This is a genomic window from Burkholderia lata, from assembly GCF_000012945.1.
Classification (GTDB): Bacteria; Pseudomonadota; Gammaproteobacteria; order Burkholderiales; family Burkholderiaceae; genus Burkholderia; species Burkholderia lata.
Window position 1 is genome coordinate 2,492,935 of sequence record NC_007511.1, and the last position, 20,406, is coordinate 2,513,340.

At 66.9% G+C, this 20,406-nt stretch carries 18 protein-coding genes; 9 read left to right on the forward strand and 9 right to left on the reverse strand.

The features are described 5' to 3' along the window. Positions 1-65 precede the first annotated feature (65 nt). A complete protein-coding gene (locus BCEP18194_RS33625) occupies positions 66-434 on the reverse strand; it encodes a DUF2946 domain-containing protein (protein ID WP_011355769.1) in 369 nt (122 codons plus the stop codon). 155 nt (positions 435-589) lie between these two features. Then, entirely contained in the window at positions 590-1,126 is a 537-nt protein-coding gene (locus BCEP18194_RS33630) for a cytochrome b (protein ID WP_011355770.1), read from the reverse strand. A gap of 225 nt (positions 1,127-1,351) precedes the next feature. Between BCEP18194_RS33630 and BCEP18194_RS33635 the strand changes: the two genes are divergently transcribed. Then, positions 1,352-1,990 carry a Pr6Pr family membrane protein gene (locus BCEP18194_RS33635; protein WP_011355771.1) on the forward strand — a complete coding sequence of 213 codons (639 nt, stop codon included), beginning with the start codon at positions 1,352-1,354 and terminating at the stop codon, positions 1,988-1,990. Between the two features lie 48 nt (positions 1,991-2,038). Here BCEP18194_RS33635 and BCEP18194_RS33640 read toward each other — a convergent pair whose 3' ends face one another. Further along, a complete protein-coding gene (locus tag BCEP18194_RS33640; RefSeq protein ID WP_011355772.1) occupies positions 2,039-2,773 on the reverse strand; it encodes a peptidoglycan DD-metalloendopeptidase family protein in 735 nt (244 codons plus the stop codon). Between the two features lie 425 nt (positions 2,774-3,198). Here BCEP18194_RS33640 and BCEP18194_RS33645 point away from each other — a divergent pair, with 425 nt between their 5' ends. Beyond that, positions 3,199-3,519, forward strand: coding sequence for a hypothetical protein (locus BCEP18194_RS33645; protein WP_011355773.1), 321 nt, complete (start codon positions 3,199-3,201; stop codon positions 3,517-3,519). A gap of 118 nt (positions 3,520-3,637) precedes the next feature. Here the strand turns inward: BCEP18194_RS33645 and BCEP18194_RS33650 are convergent, their stop codons facing one another. The 4 genes from BCEP18194_RS33650 to BCEP18194_RS33665 all read right to left on the reverse strand — a co-directional run bounded on the left by BCEP18194_RS33650 (position 3,638) and on the right by BCEP18194_RS33665 (position 7,228). Then, positions 3,638-3,982 (reverse strand): DUF4148 domain-containing protein, encoded by a 345-nt coding sequence (locus tag BCEP18194_RS33650; RefSeq protein WP_011355774.1) that lies wholly within the window; start codon positions 3,980-3,982, stop codon positions 3,638-3,640. A 201-nt stretch (positions 3,983-4,183) separates the two neighbouring features. After that, a complete protein-coding gene (gndA, locus tag BCEP18194_RS33655; protein ID WP_011355775.1) occupies positions 4,184-5,596 on the reverse strand; it encodes an NADP-dependent phosphogluconate dehydrogenase in 1,413 nt (470 codons plus the stop codon). A 97-nt stretch (positions 5,597-5,693) separates the two neighbouring features. Then, complete coding sequence (locus BCEP18194_RS33660; protein WP_011355776.1) at positions 5,694-6,335, reverse strand: DUF938 domain-containing protein; 642 nt, start codon at positions 6,333-6,335, stop codon at positions 5,694-5,696. Next, positions 6,332-7,228 (reverse strand): NAD-dependent protein deacetylase, encoded by an 897-nt coding sequence (locus BCEP18194_RS33665; RefSeq protein WP_041493349.1) that lies wholly within the window; start codon positions 7,226-7,228, stop codon positions 6,332-6,334. Before BCEP18194_RS33665 ends, BCEP18194_RS33660 begins: the two co-directional genes overlap by 4 nt. A 1,034-nt stretch (positions 7,229-8,262) precedes the next feature. On the opposite strand from BCEP18194_RS33665, the gene BCEP18194_RS33670 reads away from it, so the two are divergent. Further along, on the forward strand, positions 8,263-8,994 hold the full coding sequence (locus BCEP18194_RS33670) for a GNAT family N-acetyltransferase (protein WP_011355780.1): 732 nt from the start codon (positions 8,263-8,265) through the stop codon (positions 8,992-8,994). Between the two features lie 21 nt (positions 8,995-9,015). Here the strand turns inward: BCEP18194_RS33670 and BCEP18194_RS33675 are convergent, their stop codons facing one another. Further along, positions 9,016-9,414, reverse strand: coding sequence for a lysozyme inhibitor LprI family protein (locus BCEP18194_RS33675; protein WP_157687354.1), 399 nt, complete (start codon positions 9,412-9,414; stop codon positions 9,016-9,018). A 198-nt stretch (positions 9,415-9,612) separates the two neighbouring features. Here BCEP18194_RS33675 and BCEP18194_RS33680 point away from each other — a divergent pair, with 198 nt between their 5' ends. Both BCEP18194_RS33680 and BCEP18194_RS33685 read left to right on the forward strand, forming a co-directional pair. Beyond that, positions 9,613-10,572 (forward strand): LLM class oxidoreductase, encoded by a 960-nt coding sequence (locus BCEP18194_RS33680; RefSeq protein ID WP_011355782.1) that lies wholly within the window; start codon positions 9,613-9,615, stop codon positions 10,570-10,572. A 300-nt stretch (positions 10,573-10,872) separates the two neighbouring features. Further along, positions 10,873-13,338, forward strand: coding sequence for a mechanosensitive ion channel domain-containing protein (locus tag BCEP18194_RS33685; RefSeq protein ID WP_011355783.1), 2,466 nt, complete (start codon positions 10,873-10,875; stop codon positions 13,336-13,338). 27 nt (positions 13,339-13,365) lie between these two features. On the opposite strand, the gene BCEP18194_RS33690 is transcribed toward BCEP18194_RS33685, so the two are convergent. Beyond that, the gene (locus BCEP18194_RS33690; RefSeq protein ID WP_011355784.1) at positions 13,366-14,199 is read right to left on the reverse strand and encodes a CerR family C-terminal domain-containing protein; all 834 of its coding nucleotides are present in this window, start codon (positions 14,197-14,199) and stop codon (positions 13,366-13,368) included. A 92-nt stretch (positions 14,200-14,291) separates the two neighbouring features. Here BCEP18194_RS33690 and BCEP18194_RS33695 point away from each other — a divergent pair, with 92 nt between their 5' ends. From BCEP18194_RS33695 to BCEP18194_RS33710, 4 genes are all read left to right on the forward strand, one after another. Continuing rightward, positions 14,292-15,413, forward strand: coding sequence for an HlyD family secretion protein (locus tag BCEP18194_RS33695; RefSeq protein WP_011355785.1), 1,122 nt, complete (start codon positions 14,292-14,294; stop codon positions 15,411-15,413). Beyond that, positions 15,406-16,992, forward strand: a complete 1,587-nt coding sequence (locus BCEP18194_RS33700) for an MDR family MFS transporter (RefSeq protein ID WP_011355786.1) — start codon at positions 15,406-15,408, stop codon at positions 16,990-16,992. The genes BCEP18194_RS33695 and BCEP18194_RS33700 overlap by 8 nt, the downstream gene beginning before the upstream one ends. A gap of 13 nt (positions 16,993-17,005) precedes the next feature. Further along, positions 17,006-18,493, forward strand: a complete 1,488-nt coding sequence (locus tag BCEP18194_RS33705; protein WP_011355787.1) for an efflux transporter outer membrane subunit — start codon at positions 17,006-17,008, stop codon at positions 18,491-18,493. Positions 18,494-18,823: 330 nt separating this feature from the next. Then, entirely contained in the window at positions 18,824-20,359 is a 1,536-nt protein-coding gene (locus BCEP18194_RS33710; protein WP_011355788.1) for a catalase, read from the forward strand. The last annotated feature ends 47 nt before the right edge of the window (positions 20,360-20,406 follow it).

A 20,406-nucleotide genomic window follows, 5' to 3' on the forward strand; every position in this document is an offset into this window, starting at 1 on the left:
GACGCCCTCCACGCGGCCTCGACGGGCCGCACGGATTCAGCGGTGAATAGAACGGAAACAGCGCGTCAGGCGCGCTCGGGCGGTGCGCGCGGGTACGCGCGCGGATAGCGGTCGGTGCGCGCCGCGACGGCAGGCGGCGCGACAGCGGAAACGGCAACGAAGGGAACGGAAGCGAGTGCCGCGGCGGCAGGCCCGCCGATCGCGGGGCTGTGCGCGAAGAAACCGCAGTAGCCGCACGCATCGAGATGCAACGCATGATCGTGCATGCGGCCCGCATCGGGCGACTGATGCGCGCCATGCTCCGTACTGCAGACGATTGCGTCGGGTGTAGCCGCCTGCGCGACGCGCCACTGCGACACCAGCGGCGCTGCGATCGCGAACCAGATCGCGAGCACGCCAAGCCAGGCGGTCAGGTGACGATGTCGGTGCAGCATGCTCGGCAACGAGTAAGCGGAATGTAAAAACAGCCGAGATGTTACAGAATGTTTAACGCGATGACCAGCGCGGATACCGGTAAACGGACCGGGGGCGCATGGTTGTCAACGCAACCATGCGCCCCCGCCTGCTGCAGGCTTGCGGAACGTGCCGTTCAGGGCGCCATGCGCCGCAGCACGTCGTCACGCCGGATGAAATGATGGTAGAGCGCGGCCAGCGCGTGCAGGCCGATCACGAAGTAGAACGCGTTGCCGATCAGCTCGTGCGCTTCCTTGATCGTCGGCCGCAGCGCCTTGTCGGGGCCGAACAGCGTGAATGAAATGCCGAGCCAGTCGAGCGACACCGGCTTGCCGCCCAGGTTGATCATCATGATGCCGAGCAGCGGCTGCGCGATGATGAACACGTAGAGCGCGACATGCGCGAGCTTCGACAGCCAGCGCAGCAGCGTCGCTTGCGGAATGGCCTCCGGCACACGGCTGACGGCTCGCCACAGCACGCGTAGCACCGACAGCACGAGCACGAGCGTGCCCGCGGTGAGATGCACGTTCATCCAGAACACCCGGCTGTCGCTGCCTTTCGGCCCGCGAATCTCGATCGCCAGGTAGGCCAGCGCCACCAGCAGGAAGACGGCCCAGTGGAAGAAGATCGCGGGCGAGCTGTAGCGCGTCTGTTTCGCGAGGATGTTTCTCATGCTTCGTCTCGTGTTGTATGCGGGGATGGACGCATGCAGCCACCGGCCTGCGCCCGGCAAAACTGCCCCGATTGTAGCCGCACGGGCGCCCGGTTTTGCACGACGCGCGCAAATATCCGACGAATTGCCTACGTGCGCCGCGCGGGGCTTCATATGGAAAATCCGCATCGCGCGCCCAAACGGCTGTGGCACGATGGAGCTTTGGTGCGACGGCGCGCGGGCATCATGAGCAAGGCGTTCTTCATTGCGGCCTATCGGCTGACCGCCGCGTTGCTCGCGGTATCCACCACGCTGCACAGCGTCGCCGACTACTGGCACCTGCCGGGCTTTCATCTCGGCAACTACCTCAGCTACTTCACGCAACTGAGCAGCCTCTACGCGGCCGCGATGCTCGCCACCGGGCTCTGGCGCATCGCACGCCCCGGCTCGGCCCGCTACGAATCGATGCGCGGCGCCGCGGTGCTGTACGTCCTGATCACCGCGATCGTCTACGAACTCCTGCTCGCGCGGCTCGATGCGCTGCGCCACGTCACGCCGGCATTCAACAACTGGGTGCTGCACCGGATCGTGCCGCTTGTCGTGCTGTGCGACTGGCTGTACGTGGAGCCGCGCCAGCCTATCCCGTGGCGCAGCGCGTTCGCGTGGCTCGGTTTCCCGATCGTCTATCTCGGCTATACGCTGGTGCGTGGCGCGCTGGAGAACTGGTACCCCTATCCGTTCGTCGATCCGCGGCCGCACGGCTACCTGCCGGTTGCGATCCAGTGCTCGCTGATCGCGCTAGGCGCGGCGGCGCTCGCACTGGGCATTCGCTGGCTCGGCAATCACGCGAGACAGTCCGGTGCGGTGACGCTCAAGAAAGGATGAAGGCGGAATCGTGTGCGCCGCCCGGCGCACACGGGGTGATGCGGGTCGTCAGCCGCCGTTGCGCGGCAGGAAGTTCATCGGATCGACGACCTTGCCGTTCTGGCGCACTTCGAACTCGAACGTCGAACGGCCGCTCGCGTCGGAGCCCATTTCGGCGACCGGCTGGCCCTGGCGCACCGCGTCGCCTTCGTTGACGAGCAGCTTGCCGTTGTGTCCGTAGGCCGTGATGAGCCCGTTCTCATGCTTCAGGATCACGAGCGGGCCGTAGGCCTTGACGCCGGACCCGGCGTACACCACGCGCCCGGCCGCCGCGGCCCGCACCGAATGGTCGGGCCCGGAGGCGACGATCACGATGCCGCGTGTCTTGCCGGCCGAGAACGGCGTCGCCACGACACCGGTGGCCGGCCATGCGAGCGAGCCCGGCTGCGCGGCCGCCGCGGACGGCTGCCCGAGCGACGTCGCGGCAGGCGGCGGCGCGACGCGCAGCACCTGGCCGGGATACACGGCATCGGTCGGTGCCATGTGGTTCCAGCTCGCCACGTCCTGGACACGCTGCCCGTAGGCGTTCGCGACGCCCGCGAGCGTATCGCCCGGATTCACGCGGTAATAGCCGGCAATCACGCCCGGCGTCGCGGCCGACGTAGGTGCCGACTGGCGCGCCGGCTGCCAGCTGTCGGTCCACGGCGTCATCGTGCAGCCCGTCAGCGCGATGGCTGCGGCAACAAGCGCCGCCTGCGGCAGCCAGCGCGTCAGCGCATCGTGGATGGGAATAGTTTCTCTCAAGGGTCCTCCCGGATTTGCGTCGTTGCGCCGCCCACCGCCCCCCGGCGCGCGACGCACGATGTCCGGCCGAACGGCCGGACCAACCAGTATCCGACCGCTCTCGCGGCCGTCAGTTTCCACAGCGGGACATTGGTGCGAATGGGCTCACCGGCCCCTCTTTCGCGTCGTCCCAATCGGCAAAGATACCATTTGTGGCGGTCAAGGCCGCGTCAGGTGCCCGATCCGGCAACAATCTTGCGTCGCCGCACCCGTGTGCCGGCGGCCTGCAAGCCCCGCCGCGCGGGCCGCCGGGCGGGCCTGCGGCGGATCTCCCGCGTGCCGTGCCGCCCTCGCAGGCAGTATCGATCCCGTCACATTCCCCCCTTCGATCGCCACCTATACTCGGTGATGCACTGCGCGATCCAACGACAACGAGGAGCATGACAATGAACAACGCGACGTTTCTTTCCGTGCAGCTCAACGCCGACGACTTCTCCGGTTCCAGCGGCCTGGTCGAATTGCTCAACCGGCACCTGCTGTTCGCGACCGATGTCGCCGAGGCGGCCGATGCGCTCGTCCAGCTGGCGAGCGTCGCGCATATGACCGGTGCCACGCGCCACAGCGTCGAGCTGCCGATCCTCGCGATCGAGCGGCTGCGCGATGCGCTCGACACGTTGAGCGGCTACGATGAAACGTGGCTGCAGGTGCTGGAACCGGCCGAAGCGCTGTTCCGGGATATCGGGCGCGGCCGGCGCGCGCTGCACTGAGCTGACGGCTGGCGCGATACGCGCGCCGCCAATGAGAACAGCCCGACGTTCCGCATGACGGAACGTCGGGCTGTTTGCACTTCCAGGGTCGGATCAGGCCGCCGATGCGGCCGCACCATTAACGACCCTTGTAGATCGGGGCGTCGTCAGCGATACGCTTGACTTGCCAGCCGGTCTTGGCCTTGGCCGGCGCGCCGGATTCTTGCGCGGCAGCCGGTTGCGCGCCGTAGCCGGTCGTGTCGGCAGCGGCGACGTTCTGTTGCGGGTTCAGACGGGCTTCAGCAGCCTGGATGCCTTCCGGGTAGTTCGTACGGTCGCTGCCCAGCTTGTAGCCGGCCTGTTGCACGGCGACCAGCTCGGCCTTCACCTGTGCACGGGTGACGGGCGCGTTCTGTTGAGCGAACGAGACGGCGGGAACGGCGAGGACGGCAGCTGCAGCGAACGTTGCGATCAGCGATTTCATGATTACCTCCGGGATTTTTTTTGCTCCGCCGCACACACCATGTCTGCAGCGATGGAACAGAGTTTAGTCCCGGCGTCCCCTAGGGAAAACCATGAATCAACGAAAACACTGTTTCCCCGGAGCCAACAATGTCGGCATCCGGGATAGAAAAACCCTACTCAGAGAATAGATTTTCGCAACAATACCGTCCCCGCCAGCCGGTCAGGACCAGTTCGCGTGGAAGCTGCCCGGCTTGTCGGTACGCTCGAACGTGTGCGCGCCGAAGAAATCTCGCTGCGCCTGCACGAGGTTCGCCGGCAGCCGCTCGGAGCGGTAGCTGTCGAAGTACGCGACCGCCGACGCGAACGCCGGTACCGGCACGCCGGCCTTCACCGCGGCGACCACGACGTCGCGCAGCGATGCCTGGTAGTTCGCGGCGATGTCCTTGAAGTACGGATCGAGCAGCAGGTTCGCGAGCGCCGGATCCTTCGCGTACGCGTCCGTGATCTTCTGCAGGAAGCGCGCACGGATGATGCAGCCCGCACGGAAGATCTTCGCGATCGTCCCGAGATCGAGGTTCCAGCCGTACTCTTCCGACGCCGTGCGCAGTTGCGCGAAGCCCTGCGCGTACGAGATCACCTTGCTCAGGTACAGCGCGCGGCGCACCGCTTCGACGAACGCGGCACGATCGCCGTCGAACGGTGCGGCGGCCGGGCCCGACAGGACCTTGCTGGCCGCGACGCGCTCGGTCTTCAGCGACGACAGCACGCGCGCGAACACCGATTCGGTGATCAGCGGCAGCGGCACGCCGAGATCCAGCGCATTCTGGCTCGTCCACTTGCCGGTACCCTTCTGCGCGGCGCGATCGAGGATCACGTCGACCAGATGCTTGCCGGTTTCCTCGTCCTTCTTGCCGAAGATCTTCGACGTGATCTCCATCAGGTAGCTGTCGAGTTCGCCCTGGTTCCACTCGGTGTACACCGCGCCGAGTTCGTCGTTGGTCAGGCCCGCGACGTCTTTCAGCACCGCATAGCTTTCGGCGATCAGCTGCATGTCGCCGTATTCGATGCCGTTGTGGACCATCTTCACGTAATGGCCTGCACCGTCCGGGCCCATGTACGCGACGCACGGCTCGCCGTCCGACGGCGCCTTGGCGGCGATCTGCTTGAGGATCGGCTCGACGAGGTCGTATGCGTCACGCTGGCCGCCGGGCATGATCGACGGGCCGCGCAGCGCGCCCTCTTCGCCACCCGACACGCCGGTGCCGATGAAGTGCAGGCCCGATTGCGCGAGCTCCTGGTTGCGGCGGATCGTGTCGGTGAAGTGCGTATTGCCGCCGTCGATCAGCACGTCGCCCTTCTCGAGCAGCGGCTTGAGCGACGCAATCGTCGCATCGGTCGCTTCGCCGGCCTTCACCATCATCAGGATCCGGCGCGGCGTTTCGAGCGACGCGACGAACTCCTCGAGCGTATAGGTCGGCACCAGATTGCGGCCGGGGAATTCGGCGATCAGTTCGTCGGTTTTCTCGCGGCTGCGGTTGTACACCGACACCGCGTAACCGCGGCTCTCGATATTGAGTGCGAGATTGCGGCCCATCACCGCGAGCCCGATCACACCGATTGCTTGTTTGCCCATTAGTCAATTCTCCGGAAAAAACGGGGCGCGACCCGAACCGGGCCGCGCGCACAGGCGAAAGGATAGTGGAAACCCGGCGTCGATGCGCGCTTCCGTGTCATTGCTCCACGTGCGGCAGCCGCCGGAACACGACACTCAGGTTGTTCGCCGGCATCTCGACCACTTCGATGCAGTCGAGCCCGCGATCGAGGCCGAGCGCGACGACGGTCTCGAGATCGCGCACACCCCACGACGGGTCGCGGCTGCGCAGTTGCAGGTCGAAGGCTTCGTTCGACGGCGCCGTGTGCCGGCCCTCGCGGCGATACGGCCCGTAAAGGAACAGCACGCCACCCGGCCGCAGCAGGCGCGACGCGCCTGCGAACAGCGCGTCGGTGCAGGCCCACGGCGAGATGTGAATCATGTTGATGCAGACGATTGCATCGAGCGCGTCGACCGGCCACGACGCGTCGCGCACGTCGAACGCGAGCGGCCCGGCAACGTTGGCGAGGCCCGCATGGGCAACCCACGCCGCGATCGAGCGCCGCGCCTGCGCATCGGGATCGCTCGGCTGCCAGTGCAGGCCCGGCAACGCCTGCGCGAAGTGGACCGCATGCTGCCCCGTGCCGCTCGCGATTTCGAGCACGCGACCGCTCGCCGGCAACACGCGGCGCAAGACGTCGAGGATCGGCCCGCGATTGCGTTCGGCTGCCGGCGCCGACAGCCGCGCGGACGGATCGGGAGAAGATGTCGGATCGGTCACGATGCCTGCTCCGGTGCGTGGCCCGTCAGGCCCAACCGCGCAGTCAGCGCGTCGAGCGTGGATGCGCAGCGCGCCTCGACCTTCAGCGTCAGCATCGGATCGGCGCGCGTATGGCCGAGATTGAGCGCGGCGACCGGCTTGTGCTGTGCCTGCGCCCACACGCAGAAGCGGTAGCCGGAATACACCATCAGCGACGAGCCGACGACCAGCAGCGCATCGGCTGCATCGAGCGCCTGCGACGCAAGTGCCACGCGCTCGCGCGGCACGTTTTCGCCGAAAAACACGACCGCCGGCTTCAGCAGCCCGCCGCATGCGGGGCACGCCGGGATGCGGAACGTGTCGAGCGCGGCCCATTCGAGGTGCGCGTCGCCATCCGCGGCCGGCTCGGCCTCCGCGCCCAGCAGTTCGGGATTGTCGCGCTCGAGCATGACCTGGATCGTCGCGCGCGCGTGATGCGCGCCGCAGCCGAGGCACGTGACGCCGTCGATTCCGCCGTGCAGTTCAATGACGTCGCCGCTGCCCGCGCGCTGGTGCAGGCCGTCGACGTTCTGCGTGACGAGACGCTCGATCCGTCCCGCGCGGCCGAGCCGCGCGAGCGCGACGTGCGACCCGTTCGGCTGCGCGCGGCCGACGACGGGCCAGCCGATCATGCTGCGCGCCCAGTAGCGCCGCCGCGCGGCATCGGAGCCGAGGAATTCGTGGAGCTGGATCGGCGGCGAGCGCATCCATTGGCCGTTGCGGTCGCGATAGCCGGGAATGCCGGAGTCGGTGCTGATGCCCGCGCCGGTCAGCACCAGCAGGCGCGGATGACGCTCGACGAACGTGTGCAGCGCATCGAGTGCGGCCGGATCGACGTCGGCGGTTGAAGGGTCGTGCAAGGCTTTGTCGTTCATGTTGGCAACGCGTGATCGGACGCGCCGGCAAGCACCGTGCGCCCGCACGGGCGGCCAGGCACGCCAGCACATGATACAGAACGCCGCGCGATCGGGCCGATGGCTCGCGTCGCAAACCGGCGCACAAAAAAAGACGCCCATCGCCACATGGCGATGGGCGCTTCAACAATTGATCCATCGGGGTAGTGGATCAACTGACAGCACAATTTCGCGGCGTCCGCCCTGCTGCGGCCGGTGAACGCTTCCCCTGGACTGCCTGTGTTCCGCGATGCCGAATGCATCGATGCGCTGCCGGCTTTCCGGTGCGATCCGGTTCGGCCCCGTCGCGCCGACGCGATGCACGGCGCACACACGCCTACGCCGCGCGACGACTCGCGTTGCGCGCGGCAGATTGACGATCCGGGATCCGGGCCGGGCCATCCGCAAGCATTCACGGTTCATCCCCGACGGCCGACTGGCACCAGTCGGCCTCGTGCGTTACACCAGCACGTCGTCGTTCAGAACAAACCCGATTGCTCGGATGGAACGGAAAGCCGCGCGCTCACGTCGCCTCGATAAACGGCGAAGCGAATAGCCCGGCAGGTCGGCGATTCATGTTTGCAACACGACACGTTGCGATTCGGTCTGTTTTCATTCTCTTGTCCCCGTCTCCGATACGTCCGACCCACTGAAGCGATCGCCGGACCGACTGCGTCCGCGACCGCGCTCACGGCCTGCACAGATATGCAAGGAGCGCACCATGCTTCACGCCGCAAGGCCGCGCGGGCGGATTGGGTGCAATCGACGCGAATCGCGCACCGGCAAGCAGCGCGAACGTTTCGAAACTGAAACGCCTGCCGGATCGACGAACGTCGGCCGCGCGTGCCGTCACGCCGCACCGGCCCAGCCCGCGCGGGCAGCGCGGCGTTGCGTCTGCGCGCGATCGCCGAACGGCTTACAATCGCCCCACAGTCCCGCATGAATGCGGCGCGCGGCCCCGTGCCGGCATTCCTCGCGCAGCGCGCAGCACCTGACCGGAGGCCCCTACTCGACGCATGCCTGACGCAAACGACTGGCTGGATATCGACTACCGCACGCTGTTCCGGCTGCATCCGGATCGCCGGATCGAACGCGAGAACGATCCCGAATGCTCGCCTGCCCCGCGCTTCTGGCTCGGCCGATGCGCGGACGGCAGCCTGGCGGGCGTACGCGCCGACGTGCCCGCCCCGATCGCAGACGCACTCGTGCGCCTGGCCGATAGCGAACCGCCGCTGGCGGACCGCATGCAGCCCGCGCATCTCGAACGCTATCTCGCGCTGCTCGCCTCTGTTCCGCACTGGAATATCGGCCTCGTCTACCCGCTGCCGCACGCACTCCGGTTCGACACCGCCCCATGCGTCGCGCTGATCGACGGCGACAGCGACGCGGGCCGGCACCTGCTGCATGCGCTGTCCACGCAGGGCATGCCCGAAGGCCTGTTCTCGATGGGGTTTCGGCACGTCGCCGATCTGTGGGCACCGTGGTGCGCGGCCGTCGTCGACGGAGAAGTCGCCTCGGTCGCGTTCGCCGCGCGGCTGTCCGAAATCGGTGCCGAACTCGGTCTCGCGACGGCCCCTGCGTTTCGGGGGCGTGGCCTCGCGGCGGCGGTGACCGCAGCGTGGTCGCGGCTGCCGTCGCTTCAAACGCGCACGCTGTTCTACAGCACCGACAGCGACAACCGCGCGTCACAACGCGTGGCGTCGCGCCTCGGCCTCACGCTGCGCGGCACGACGCTGCGGGTGGCTTAGCGCCGCGGCCGGCGCGACACCTCAACGAAAAGCTTCGATCACCTTGACGCGACGCTCGGTTTCGTCGACGAAGCAACTGTCGTGTTCCACGAGCCCGAGCGTGCCGCCCGCATCGGGCTGCCGCGATTCGGCACATGTGGCATCCCGTGCCTTGAGCCAGCGGCGCTCGTCGTTGCGCAGTCTCGCTTTGCCCTGCTCGTCCAGGTTCGCCATCTTCGTCTTGTAGACGGCATTCAACCGCCTGTCGGCCGCTTCGTATTTCAGCCGCAAGCAATTGCGGATGTCGGCCGTGTAGCCCGTTTCCTCGGCGGTCTTGCAGATAGCGGCTCGCTCTGCTTCGTCCGCGAGCGCACTGGACGCAACCGCGCAGAACAAAGCGCCCGCTGTCAGACCGATCACCCTGTGTTGAAGCGCATTCATCCGCATTCGTTGTTTCAATGAAGGAGGTCATCGATTATGCCCGGCCCGCTTTCCGCATCACTTTCATTGTGTGTACGCCAACCGGTCAGGCTCGGTCGGTCCCGGCGCACGCCGTGCCGCGCAACCGTCGTGCAAACACGCTAGCATTCGGACACGCAACGTCGCGCGTTCGCTTCGCGCCGCCTCCAAGGACTCGACATGACTACGCCCGCCCCTGCCCGCCCCGACGTCGCGCATCGCGTCTTTTCGGACGGACGGTTGTCGATCGGCCTGACGCTTCCGCTGCTTCGCACCGGCCATATCGTCGCCGACTTCGACGAGCAGCTCGAACTCGCGGCGCTGGCCGACACGCTCGGCTTTCGCGCACTGTGGATTCGCGACGTGCCGCTGAACAGCGCCGACTACCCCGACCCGGTCGGCCACCTCGATCCGTGGGTCCTGCTCGGCGCACTGGCGTCACGCACGCGCCGGATCGCGCTCGCCAGCGGTGCGATCGTGCTGCCGCTGCGTCATCCGCTGCATATCGCGAAAGGCGCGCTGTCGGTCGCGACGCTATCGGGCGGCCGCTTCATCCTCGGGCTCGGCTCCGGCGACCGGCCGCCCGAATATGCGGCGTTCGGCGTCGATGCGGAGACGCGGCGCGACCGCTACCGCGCGCACTGGGACGTCGTCGCGGCCGCGCTCGGCGTGCCATCTCGCGTGCTGCCCGACGAAGCGCCGCCCGATGCGCCCGAATTCACGCTGCTGCCGCGCGGCAACGACGCGGTGCCGATGCTGGCGGTCGGCTCGGGCGGGCAAAGCGTCGACTGGATCGCACGGCACTCGATCGGCTGGATGACGTACCACCGCGATCCGGACACGCAGCGCGTCCGCTATTCGATGTGGCGCGCAGCGGTCGACCGGCTCGCGTCGCCCGCCTTTCGCGCATTCGGCGTATCGATGCGGCTCGACCTCCTCGCGGATCCCGAGGCGCCAGCCACCGCATTGCCGCTCGGCTATGCAGCCGGACGCCGCGCATTGATCGACATCCTGCGGGACATGCGCGCGGCGGGCACGCATCACGTCACGCTGAATCCGGGCTCGGACCGGCCCGTGCGCGAAGTCATCGAAGAAATCGCGGAACACGTTCTGCCGGCTTTTCACGACGAGCCAGCGTAATTCGGCAGGATTCCAGATTAATTCGACGCGGCAAGTGCATCGCTCACAATTGTCGACAAGCCCGGCGTTACAAAAACCTTACATATTGGCAATTGAAACGCCCCGACCTGTTTGGCGGCCTACAGTCCGTGTCGGACACATGACTGCGCAAACACACCGCAAACGTCCGCGCCACGTCGGGTATGCCCGATTCGAATGATCGTCGATGGAACTATTCGGCTCCGAACGCGATCATGTTAACTTCCGTCCATCGTTCAGCCTGGCGGGCCGCGCGCCAATGCGCGCCCGCATGCCTACTCCATGCGACATATCCTCCTCGGCTGGCTGCTTGCCGCCGTCGTCTCGGCCGCCCACGCGGCCGCTCCCGCCCCTGCCGCCGCGTCGGCCGCTTCCGGCACCGCGCCCGCGCTGACACCGCAACAGGCGCAGCAGGCACTCAATGTGCTCGAAAATCCACGCGATCGCGCGCAGGTCGAAACGACGCTGCGTGCGATCGCGGCCGTCGGCGCGCTGAGCGCACCCGCAATCGCGGCGAGCGATGCGGCTGCGGCCAGCGCCGCGTCGGCCGCCGCGGCCCCGACCGCACTGACGTCGAATGGGCTCGCATCGATGCTCGTCCGGCAGGGATCGCGCTGGACCGTCGAAATCGGCGGTGCGCTGAAGGAATCGCTGCACTCGCTGCTCGATGTCGGCTCGGTCGGAAGCTGGTGGCGTGACAGGCTGGTGCGCGCCGACGAACGCGCGGATCTTGCACACGCGCTCTGGATCATCCTCGCCGTGCTCGTGCCCGCACTCTTCGTCGAATGGCTCGCGAAGCGGCTGTTGCGACGCGCGCTGGCCGCAGTGGCGGCTCGGCGTGCCGACACGTCGCGCCTCACCCCGCCCGACGCCGTTACATCCGGTGCCGCGCCGCCCGACGACGACGACGCGCCGCCGGACACCCCCACCCCGCCCGCCGCCCCCGACGCCGCGCCCGCCTCGTCGCAAGGCCGCGGCCACGCGCGGCGCCACACCACGCTGCTGCACCGGATGCCGCGCGCGCTCGTCAGCCTTGCGTTGCGTGCCGTGCCACTGCTCGTGTTCGTCGGCGTCGCGAGCCTGACGATGTCGGTGATCGGCGATACGGGCACCCCGATCGAATCCGCGCTCGAAGCGCTGATCGACATCTACGTGATCTGCCGGCTCGTCACGATCGTCAGCCGGCTGTTCTTCCAGCCCGATGCGCGGCAATTGCGGTTGCTGCATATCAGCGACGCATGGGCCGACTTCGCGCAACGCTCGATCGCGCGGATCGTGATCGTGGTCGGCGCCTGCACGGCCGCGGTCGAGATTGCCGCGAACTTCGGTCTCAGCGACGCCGGTCACGTCGCGCTGCTGAAAGCCGTCGCGCTCGTCGGGCACCTGATGGTCTCGGCGCTGATCCTGCAGTGCCGCCTGCCGGTCGCCGCGCGGATCCGCTCGGCCGCCGAGGATCGTCCGTCCTTCACGATGATCGCCAACACGCTCGCGGACGCATGGGCGCCCGTCTCGGTATTCGTCGTGATGGCGCTGTGGTTCGTGTGGGCGCTCGACGTCCACAACGGCTACCGCGTGCTGATCACGCTCGGCGGCCGCTCGATCGCCGTGATGATCGGCATGCGGATGGTGTCGATCGTCGTGTTCGGCGCGCTCGCGCGGCTGTTCCAGGGCCGCGACGAAGATCGCACGCTCGTCCATGCGCACGCGTACCGCTACTACCCGCTGCTACGCCAGATCGTGTCGGGCGCGATCGGCATCGTGACCCTCTTGCTGTTGCTGCAGATCTGGGGCGTGCCGATCTTCCGTGCGTTCGAAACCGGCACGATCGGCCACCGGCTCGCGTCGGCGCTGGTGACGATCGCCATCGCGGCCATCGTCGCGCTCATCGTGTGGGAAGCCGCGAACATCGCGATCGAGCGCCGGCTGCAGCGATGGACGCGCGAAGGCAATCTCATGCGCGCGGCGCGGCTGCGCACGCTGCTGCCGATGCTGCGCTCGCTGCTGTTCGTGATGATCGCGCTCGTCGTCGTGCTGACGGGCCTCAGCCAGCTCGGCGTGAACGTCGGCCCGCTGCTTGCCGGCGCCAGCATCTTCGGCGTCGCGCTCGGCTTCGGCTCGCAGAAGCTGGTGCAGGATTTCATCACCGGGATCTTCCTGCTGATGGAAAACGCGATGCAGGTGGGCGACTGGGTCACGCTCGCCGGCGTGTCGGGCACGGTCGAGTACCTGTCGATCCGCACCGTGCGGTTGCGCGCGGGCGACGGGTCGCTCTACACGATCCCGTTCAGCTCGGTAACGACCGTCAACAATACGAATCGCGGGCTCGGCAACGCGTCCGTCAAGATCAGCATTGCCTACGGCGAGGATATCGATCGCGCGATCGCGACGCTGAAGGAAATCGGCGCCGCGTTGCGCGACGATCCGAAGTACCACGACGGCATCCTGTCGGACTTCAGCTACTGGGGTATCGACCAGGTCGACGGCGCGACGCTCGCGCTGGCCGGACAGATGCAATGCACGGACTCGACGCGCTGGAGCGTGCAGCGCGAATTCAACCGGCGGATCGCGGAGACGTTCCGCGAACGCGGTATCCGGATCGCCAATCCGCAGCGCAGCGTCGTCGCGTACGCGGACGGATCGCGGCCTGTGGTCGATGACGAAATCGGCAGCAACGGTGACAACGGCCATGCTGCCGAACCGGCGGCCCGACCGCCGTCGCCCGCCGAACCGGCGCGCAAGCCCGGTTGACCGGCCGCGGCTGACGGCACGCCGCGTTTAACGCGCGGCGGGCTTGTTCGCACGCCGAGCGCTTTTCGCGGCGGGCGTCGACGCTCCCGGCTGCGCCGCGCGTTTCGCCGCCGCGCCTGGCCTCCGCTTCGAATCGGCTTCCGGATCGGCCGCCAATTCGTCGCGCTGCGCGTGCCATTGCTGGAGCAGCAAGCGCGTCTGCTCGGCGATCGTGTCGATCAGCAATTCCGCGCGCTCGCCCTCGAACGCCTCCCATTCGAGCAACTGCAGCGCCGAACGCTGCGCAAGGTGGAACACCGTGAGCTGCCCGAACAGGCTCAGCGCACGCAAGCGCGTGACGGGATCGTTGGCGGGTCGCCCCGAGATGCGGCCGATCAGCTCGGCGCTCACGTCGTTGAGCGGCTTGCGCATGCGCTTCATCAGGATTTCGCTCGCGCTCGCCGGCTCCTGGCCGCTTTGCTCGCGCGCGAAGAACATCCGCTGGTTCATCGTCTTCGGCGCCGTAAACATTCGGTCCGACAACGCGCGCAGCAGCCCGACGAACGCGTCGATCAGCATGTCGACGTCCGCTTTTGCATCGAGCATCGCCCTCGCATGGCCGACTGCCGACGCGAACACCTCCCAGCCGTGCTCCGCGATCGTCTCCACGCACGCGCGGTACACGCCTTCCTTGTTCTCGAAGTAGTACTGGAGCGCCGGCGCGTTCACACCGGCCATCGCGGCGATCTCGCGGGTCGATGCCCCCGCAAACCCGCGTTCGCCGAACAGTTCGATCGCCGCCTCGATGATCCGCTGGCGCGTTTCGTCGCCGCGGGCGTAGCCGCTCGCCGACGTACGGCGCAGCTTCTTCGCTTCGTTCATGCCTTCCTCGTCATTCGATCGACCGACATTCTACTTGACACAATTTTATCAACTGGAATAATTCTTCCACTCGGAATAAATTGGACGCCAGCATGTCGACGCTGCAAGACCCGCCACAGAAAGCAAATCGTCAGGAAAACGGAACAACCCCGCGCAGCGGAACCGGATCGAAGCGGCGCGTCCTGCTCGTCGTCGCCGTGATTGCGGCCATCGGCGGCGCCGTCTGGCTCGGCCGCTGGTGGACGGTCGGCCGCTTCATCGAGAGCACCAACGACGCATACCTGCAGGCGGACAGCATGACCGCTGCGCCGAAGGTCGCCGGCTACGTCACCGACGTGTATGTGCGCGACAACCAGGCCGTGAAGGCCGGCGATCCGCTCGTGCGGCTCGACGTTCGCCAGTACCAGGTCGCGCTTGCGCAATCGCTTGCGACCGTCGACGCGCGCCGCGCGGACATCGCTCGCGCCGAGGCCGACATCAGCCAGCAGCATGCGAATCTCGACCAGGCCGACGCGCAGGCGAAGGTGTCGCGCATCAATGCGCAGCACGCCAGCGACGAATACACGCGCTATGCGCCGCTCGCCGCGACCGGCGCGGAAACGCACGAACGCGTGGCCGACCTGAAGAGCACGCGCGATCAGGCCGCCGCGACGCTCGCCGCAAACAATGCGTCGATCGCTGCCGCGCGCACGCAGATCGCATCGTTCACCGCGCAACTCCAGCAGGCGCGCGCGCAGCTCGAAGCGGCGCAGGCCAGCGCCGCGCAGGCGCAGCTCGATCTCGACAACACGATCGTGCGCAGCACCCTCGCCGGCCGCGTCGGCGATCGCACGGTGCGCGTCGGTCAATACGTGCAGCCCGGCACGCGCCTGCTGACCGTCGTGCCCGTCGACGCGATCTACCTCGTCGCGAACTTCAAGGAAACGCAGATCGGCAACATGCGCATCGGCCAGTCCGTCGAACTGCACGTCGACGCGCTGCCGGATGGCGCGCTGTCCGGCGTCGTCGACAGCTTCGCGCCCGGCACGGGTGCGCAGTTTGCACTGCTGCCGCCCGAGAATGCGACCGGCAACTTCACGAAGATCGTCCAGCGCGTGCCGGTGCGCATCCGCCTCGCCGCGAATGCCCGCGCGCAGCGCATGCTGCTGCCGGGGCTGTCGGTGACGGTCGACGTCGATACGCGCTCGGCTCGCGACGAGACGCATCATGGCTGAACCGTCCGCCACGATGCCCGTGCCGCCGCACGAAGGCCGCGCGAGCGTGACCGACTGGATCGCGGTCGCAGCCGGCGCGCTCGGCGCACTGATGGCGACGCTCGACATCTCGATCACGAACTCCGCACTGCCGCAGATCCAGGGCGAAATCGGCGCGACCGGCACCGAGGGCACGTGGATCTCGACCGGCTACCTGATGTCGGAGATCGTGATGATCCCGCTCGCCGCGTGGCTCACGCGCGTGTTCGGGCTGCGCAATTTCCTGCTGACGAACTCCGCGCTGTTCATCGTGTTCTCGATGATGTGCGGCTGGTCGCATTCGCTGCCGATGATGATCGCCGGCCGGATCGGCCAGGGTTTCACCGGCGGTGCGCTGATCCCGACCGCTCAGACCATCATCCGCACGCGGCTGCCGCTGTCGCAGTTGCCGGTCGGCATGACGCTGTTCGGCCTGATCGTGCTGCTCGGGCCGCTGTTCGGCCCCGTGCTCGGCGGCTGGCTCGCGGAGAACGTCAACTGGAGCTGGTGCTTCTTCCTGAACCTGCCGGTGTGCCTGTTGCTGATGGCGCTGTTGATATTCGGGCTGCCGTCGGACCGTCCGCAATGGCATTCATTCCTCAACGCGGACTGGCTCGGGATCTTCGGCCTCGCGATCGGCCTGAGCTCGCTCACCGTCGTGCTCGAGGAAGGTCAGCGCGAACGCTGGTTCGAATCGCAGATGATCGTCACGCTGAGCCTCGTGTCGCTCGCCGGGATGATCCTGATCGCGTTGTCGCAGATCTTTGCGAAGCGGCCGATCATGCGGCTGTCGCTGATGCGCAACCCGCGCTACGCGAGCGTGATCGTGATCGTGTCCGCGGTCGGTGCCGGGCTGTACGGCGTGTCCTACCTGCTGCCGCAGTTCCTCGCGATCGTCGCCGGCTACAACGCGGAACAGGCAGGCTCGATCATGCTGCTGTCGGGGCTGCCCGCCTTTCTCGTGATGCCGATCCTGCCGCGCCTGCTCGGCAAGGTCGATTTCCGGATCCTCGTGATTTCGGGGCTGCTGCTGTTCTGCCTGAGTTGCATGCTCGACATCAGCCTGACCGCGCAGAGCGTGGGCCACGATTTCGTCTGGTCGCAACTGATCCGCGGTGTCGCGCAGATGCTCGCGATGATGCCGCTCAACCAGGCATCGATGGCAGCCGTCGCGCGCGAAGACTCGGGCGATGCCGCCGGGCTCTACAACATGGCGCGCAATCTCGGCGGCTCGATCGGGCTCGCGATCATCGGCACCGTGATCGACCGGCGCACGACCTTTCATACGGCCGCGCTCCGCGAATCGGTGACGGCGAACTCGCTGATCGGGCAGGATCGGCTGTCGGCCTACGCGGCCAACTGGTTCTCGCACACCGGCGACCTCGCGTATTCGAACATGCGCGCGCTCGGACAGCTGGCGCAGCAGATCCAGATCCAGGCGGTCGTGATGACCTATTCCGAAACCTTTTATCTGCTGGGCCTCGCGCTGCTTGCCTGCGTGCCGCTCGCGCTGCTGCTGAGAACGCCGCGCGGGCCGCAACCGATGTCGTCCGGCCATTGAACCGTCTTACGCGATGAAACCCTTCTCTCTGCCCCGTCGCCCTGCGCTCACGCTGTGCGCGGCCGCGTGCCTGCTCGCCGGCTGCACGGTCGGCCCCGACTACCGCGGCGCGCCCGCCGCACCGGATGCGCCGACCTTCGTGCGCGCGCCGGCCTCCGGTTTTGACACCGCTGCGCCCGCGCCGAGCGCATGGTGGCATGCGCTCAACGATCGCCAGCTCGACGACCTGATCACCGCCGCGCTCGCGTACAACCCCGATCTGCACGCTGCGCAGGCCCGCTTGCGCGCATCGCGCGCGCAGCTCTCGCAACAGCGCGCGGCCCAGTTGCCGAAATCGTCGGCCACCGTTGCCGCCATCCGCATGCGCGAGCCGGACGTCAGCGCGCTCGGTTCGCTGCTGCCGTCGAACGGCTCGAGCCAGTCGGGTGGCACATCGCCGTCGCTGGGCGGCTCGGGTCCGCTGCAGCTCTATTCGGCAGGCTTCGACGCAACCTGGGAAATCGACCTGTTCGGCGGTACGCGCCGCGCGGTCGAAGCCGCGTCCGCACAGGCGGAAGCAGTCGACGCCGACCTCGCCGATACGCAAGTGTCGATCGCGGCCGAAGTCGCGAACGCGTACGTCGACCTGCGCGACCAGCAGCAGCGGCTTGCGTTGTCGCAGCGCACCGCCGAGTTGCAACAACAGATGCTCGAACTCACGCAGCAGCGCCGTGTGCGCGGCGTCGCGGCCGACGTGGACATCGAACGCCTGACCACACAGGTCGAAACCACGCGCGCGTCGCTGATCCCGCTCGACGCGCAGGTGACGGAGTCGCTCGACCGGCTCGCGATCCTGACGGGCCGCGCGCCCGGCGCGCTCGACGCAACGCTGTCGACATCGGACGCGCCTTTGCCGACGCTGCCCGGCAGCGTTGCGATCGGCGATCCGGCCACGCTGCTGAAACAGCGCCCCGACATTCGCGCGGCCGAGCGCCGGCTTGCATCGAGCAATGCGCAGATCGGCGAGCATGTCGCCGATTACTTCCCGAAGGTGACGCTGCTCGGCGATCTCGGTTTCAGCGCGACCGACCCAGGTCACCTGTTCCGCAAGCAGAACTTCACCTGGGTCGGCGCACCGTATCTGCAGTGGAACATTCTCGACTTCGGGCGCACGCGCGGTGCGGTGCGCGCGGCCGAAGCATCGCGTGACGAAGCGGAAGCGAACTATCAGAAGGCGGTGCTCGGTGCGTTGCAGGACGCCAACACGGCACTGCAGCGCTATGGGCACCAGCGCGAGCACGTCGTTGCGCTCACCAAGGTGCAGACGTCGGCCGTGCATTCCCGAACGCTGATGGACGAGCGCTATCGTGCCGGTGTCGCGTCAATGATCGACCTGCTCGATACGCAACGCGAAGCGCTGTCCGCGCAACAGAACGTGATCGCCGGGCAGGCCGAACTGATCAAGGACTACGTGTCGGTGCAGAAGAGCCTTGGGCTCGGGTGGCAGGTAGGCGCGAGTTGACGGCGAGTTGATCGGTACCACGCGGCGGCCGGGTCTTTCGGGGCCGCTGCGGCACCGATCCATGGAATGCGGATCGCAAAGCCCACTTGAGGCATCGCATGCTCGATCGCCTGTGTGCGACGCTCACGGATCGCTTCACGATGCGTGACGAAACAACTCATTGCGTGCGCAACAATATTCGCCATCACCACCGGTAACTACCACGCTCGCGCCGCATCGACGGCGCCGCTATCGGAAACATATCGAATATCAATTAGCCAATCATCTGACGATCTCTTCTAATTCAGTCGGCTTCCCCACCACCGATCGGATTCAAGGAGTTCCATCGTCATGTCCTCAACCTCCCATCGCGTGCTGAGACACGCAGTCGCTGCGATCTGCGTTGCACTTTCCGCGTCCCCCCATGCCGCCGAACTCACTCGAGACACGGGCGCCCCCGTCGGCGACAACGAGAATTCGCAGACGGCCGGGCCTGCCGGCCCCGTACTCCTGCAAGACTCCGCACTCATCGAGAAACTGCAGCGCTTCGATCGCGAACGCATTCCGGAACGCGTCGTGCATGCACGCGGCACCGGCGCATTCGGCGAGTTCGTGCCGACCGCCGACATCTCGAACCTGACGAAGGCGAAGGTCTTCACACCCGGCACCCGCACGCCCGTGTTCGTGCGCTTTTCCACCGTGATGGGCTATCGCGGCTCGCCCGAACAGGCACGCGATCCGCGCGGCTTCGCGGTGAAGTTCTATACGCAACAGGGCAACTGGGACATGGTCGGCATCAACTGGCCCGTGTTCTTCATTCGCGACGGCATCAAGTTCCCCGACTTCGTTCACGCGAACAAGCCGAGCGCCGTGACCGGCGTACAGGATCCGAACCTCGCATTCGACTTCTTCGCGAACACGCCCGAAGCGACGAACATGCTGACGATGCTGTACACGAATGCGGGCATGCCCGATTCGTATCGTCACATGGACGGCTTCGCGGTGCATGCGTTCAAGTTCGTCAATGCGCACGGCGACGTGCACTACGTGAAGTTCCACTGGAAAAGCCAGCAAGGCGTGCACGGACTGCGTCCGCAAGACATCGACGCATCGATCGGGCGCGACTGGAACATGATGACGAACGACCTGTACGGCGCGCTGAAACAAGGCGACTTCCCGAAGTGGGACCTGTACGTGCAGGTGCTCACACCGCAGGACCTGAACCGGTTCGACTTCGATGCGCTGGACGACACGAAGGTGTGGACCGGCGTCCCCGAGCGCAAGATCGGCACGATGACGCTGAACCGCGTACCCGACAACTACTTCCAGTCGACCGAGGAATCGGCGTTCGCGCCGTCGCGACTCGTGCCCGGCATCGAGCCGTCTGAAGACCGGATGCTGCAGGATCGCCTGTTCGCGTACGCCGACACGCAGATGTACCGGCTCGGCGCGAACTACATGGACCTGCCGATAAACCGGCCCGTCGTGCCGGTGGTCAACAACAACCAGGACGGCAAGATGAACGCCGGCGACCGCAAGGGCGAGGTGAACTACGAACCGTCGACGCTGCATGAACTCGCACCGAATCCGCAGTACAAGTCCGTGCGCATGGCGCTAGGCGGAACGACGCAGCAGGAAGCGATCCACAAGAAGCTGCGATTCCGTCAGGCGGGCGAGTATTACCGAGGCCTGTCGCAGCAGGACAGGGACGACCTGATCACCGCGCTGTCCGGTGATCTCGGCAAGGTGACGAACGCGCACAACCAGTACGCGATGCTGTCGTACTTCTACAAGGCCGATGCCGACTACGGCACGCGTCTTGCGCAGGCCGTTCACGCCGACGTCGGGCAAGTGCAAGCGCTCGCAGCGAAGCTGAGCGAGAACTGATCCCGCGGCTCCGGTCGCTATCGACGTGCGGGGTTGCGCCGCGCACG

Coding starts and splice junctions, on each gene's coding strand:
- BCEP18194_RS33625 (WP_011355769.1), bottom strand. CDS start 434: ATGCTGCACCGACATCGTCACCTGACCGCCTGGCTTGGCGTGCTCGCG.
- BCEP18194_RS33630 (WP_011355770.1), bottom strand. CDS start 1,126: ATGAGAAACATCCTCGCGAAACAGACGCGCTACAGCTCGCCCGCGATC.
- BCEP18194_RS33635 (WP_011355771.1), top strand. CDS start 1,352: ATGAGCAAGGCGTTCTTCATTGCGGCCTATCGGCTGACCGCCGCGTTG.
- BCEP18194_RS33645 (WP_011355773.1), top strand. CDS start 3,199: ATGAACAACGCGACGTTTCTTTCCGTGCAGCTCAACGCCGACGACTTC.
- BCEP18194_RS33650 (WP_011355774.1), bottom strand. CDS start 3,982: ATGAAATCGCTGATCGCAACGTTCGCTGCAGCTGCCGTCCTCGCCGTT.
- gndA (WP_011355775.1), bottom strand. CDS start 5,596: ATGGGCAAACAAGCAATCGGTGTGATCGGGCTCGCGGTGATGGGCCGC.
- BCEP18194_RS33665 (WP_041493349.1), bottom strand. CDS start 7,228: ATGAACGACAAAGCCTTGCACGACCCTTCAACCGCCGACGTCGATCCG.
- BCEP18194_RS33670 (WP_011355780.1), top strand. CDS start 8,263: ATGCCTGACGCAAACGACTGGCTGGATATCGACTACCGCACGCTGTTC.
- BCEP18194_RS33675 (WP_157687354.1), bottom strand. CDS start 9,414: ATGAATGCGCTTCAACACAGGGTGATCGGTCTGACAGCGGGCGCTTTG.
- BCEP18194_RS33680 (WP_011355782.1), top strand. CDS start 9,613: ATGACTACGCCCGCCCCTGCCCGCCCCGACGTCGCGCATCGCGTCTTT.
- BCEP18194_RS33685 (WP_011355783.1), top strand. CDS start 10,873: ATGCGACATATCCTCCTCGGCTGGCTGCTTGCCGCCGTCGTCTCGGCC.
- BCEP18194_RS33690 (WP_011355784.1), bottom strand. CDS start 14,199: ATGAACGAAGCGAAGAAGCTGCGCCGTACGTCGGCGAGCGGCTACGCC.
- BCEP18194_RS33695 (WP_011355785.1), top strand. CDS start 14,292: ATGTCGACGCTGCAAGACCCGCCACAGAAAGCAAATCGTCAGGAAAAC.
- BCEP18194_RS33700 (WP_011355786.1), top strand. CDS start 15,406: ATGGCTGAACCGTCCGCCACGATGCCCGTGCCGCCGCACGAAGGCCGC.
- BCEP18194_RS33705 (WP_011355787.1), top strand. CDS start 17,006: ATGAAACCCTTCTCTCTGCCCCGTCGCCCTGCGCTCACGCTGTGCGCG.
- BCEP18194_RS33710 (WP_011355788.1), top strand. CDS start 18,824: ATGTCCTCAACCTCCCATCGCGTGCTGAGACACGCAGTCGCTGCGATC.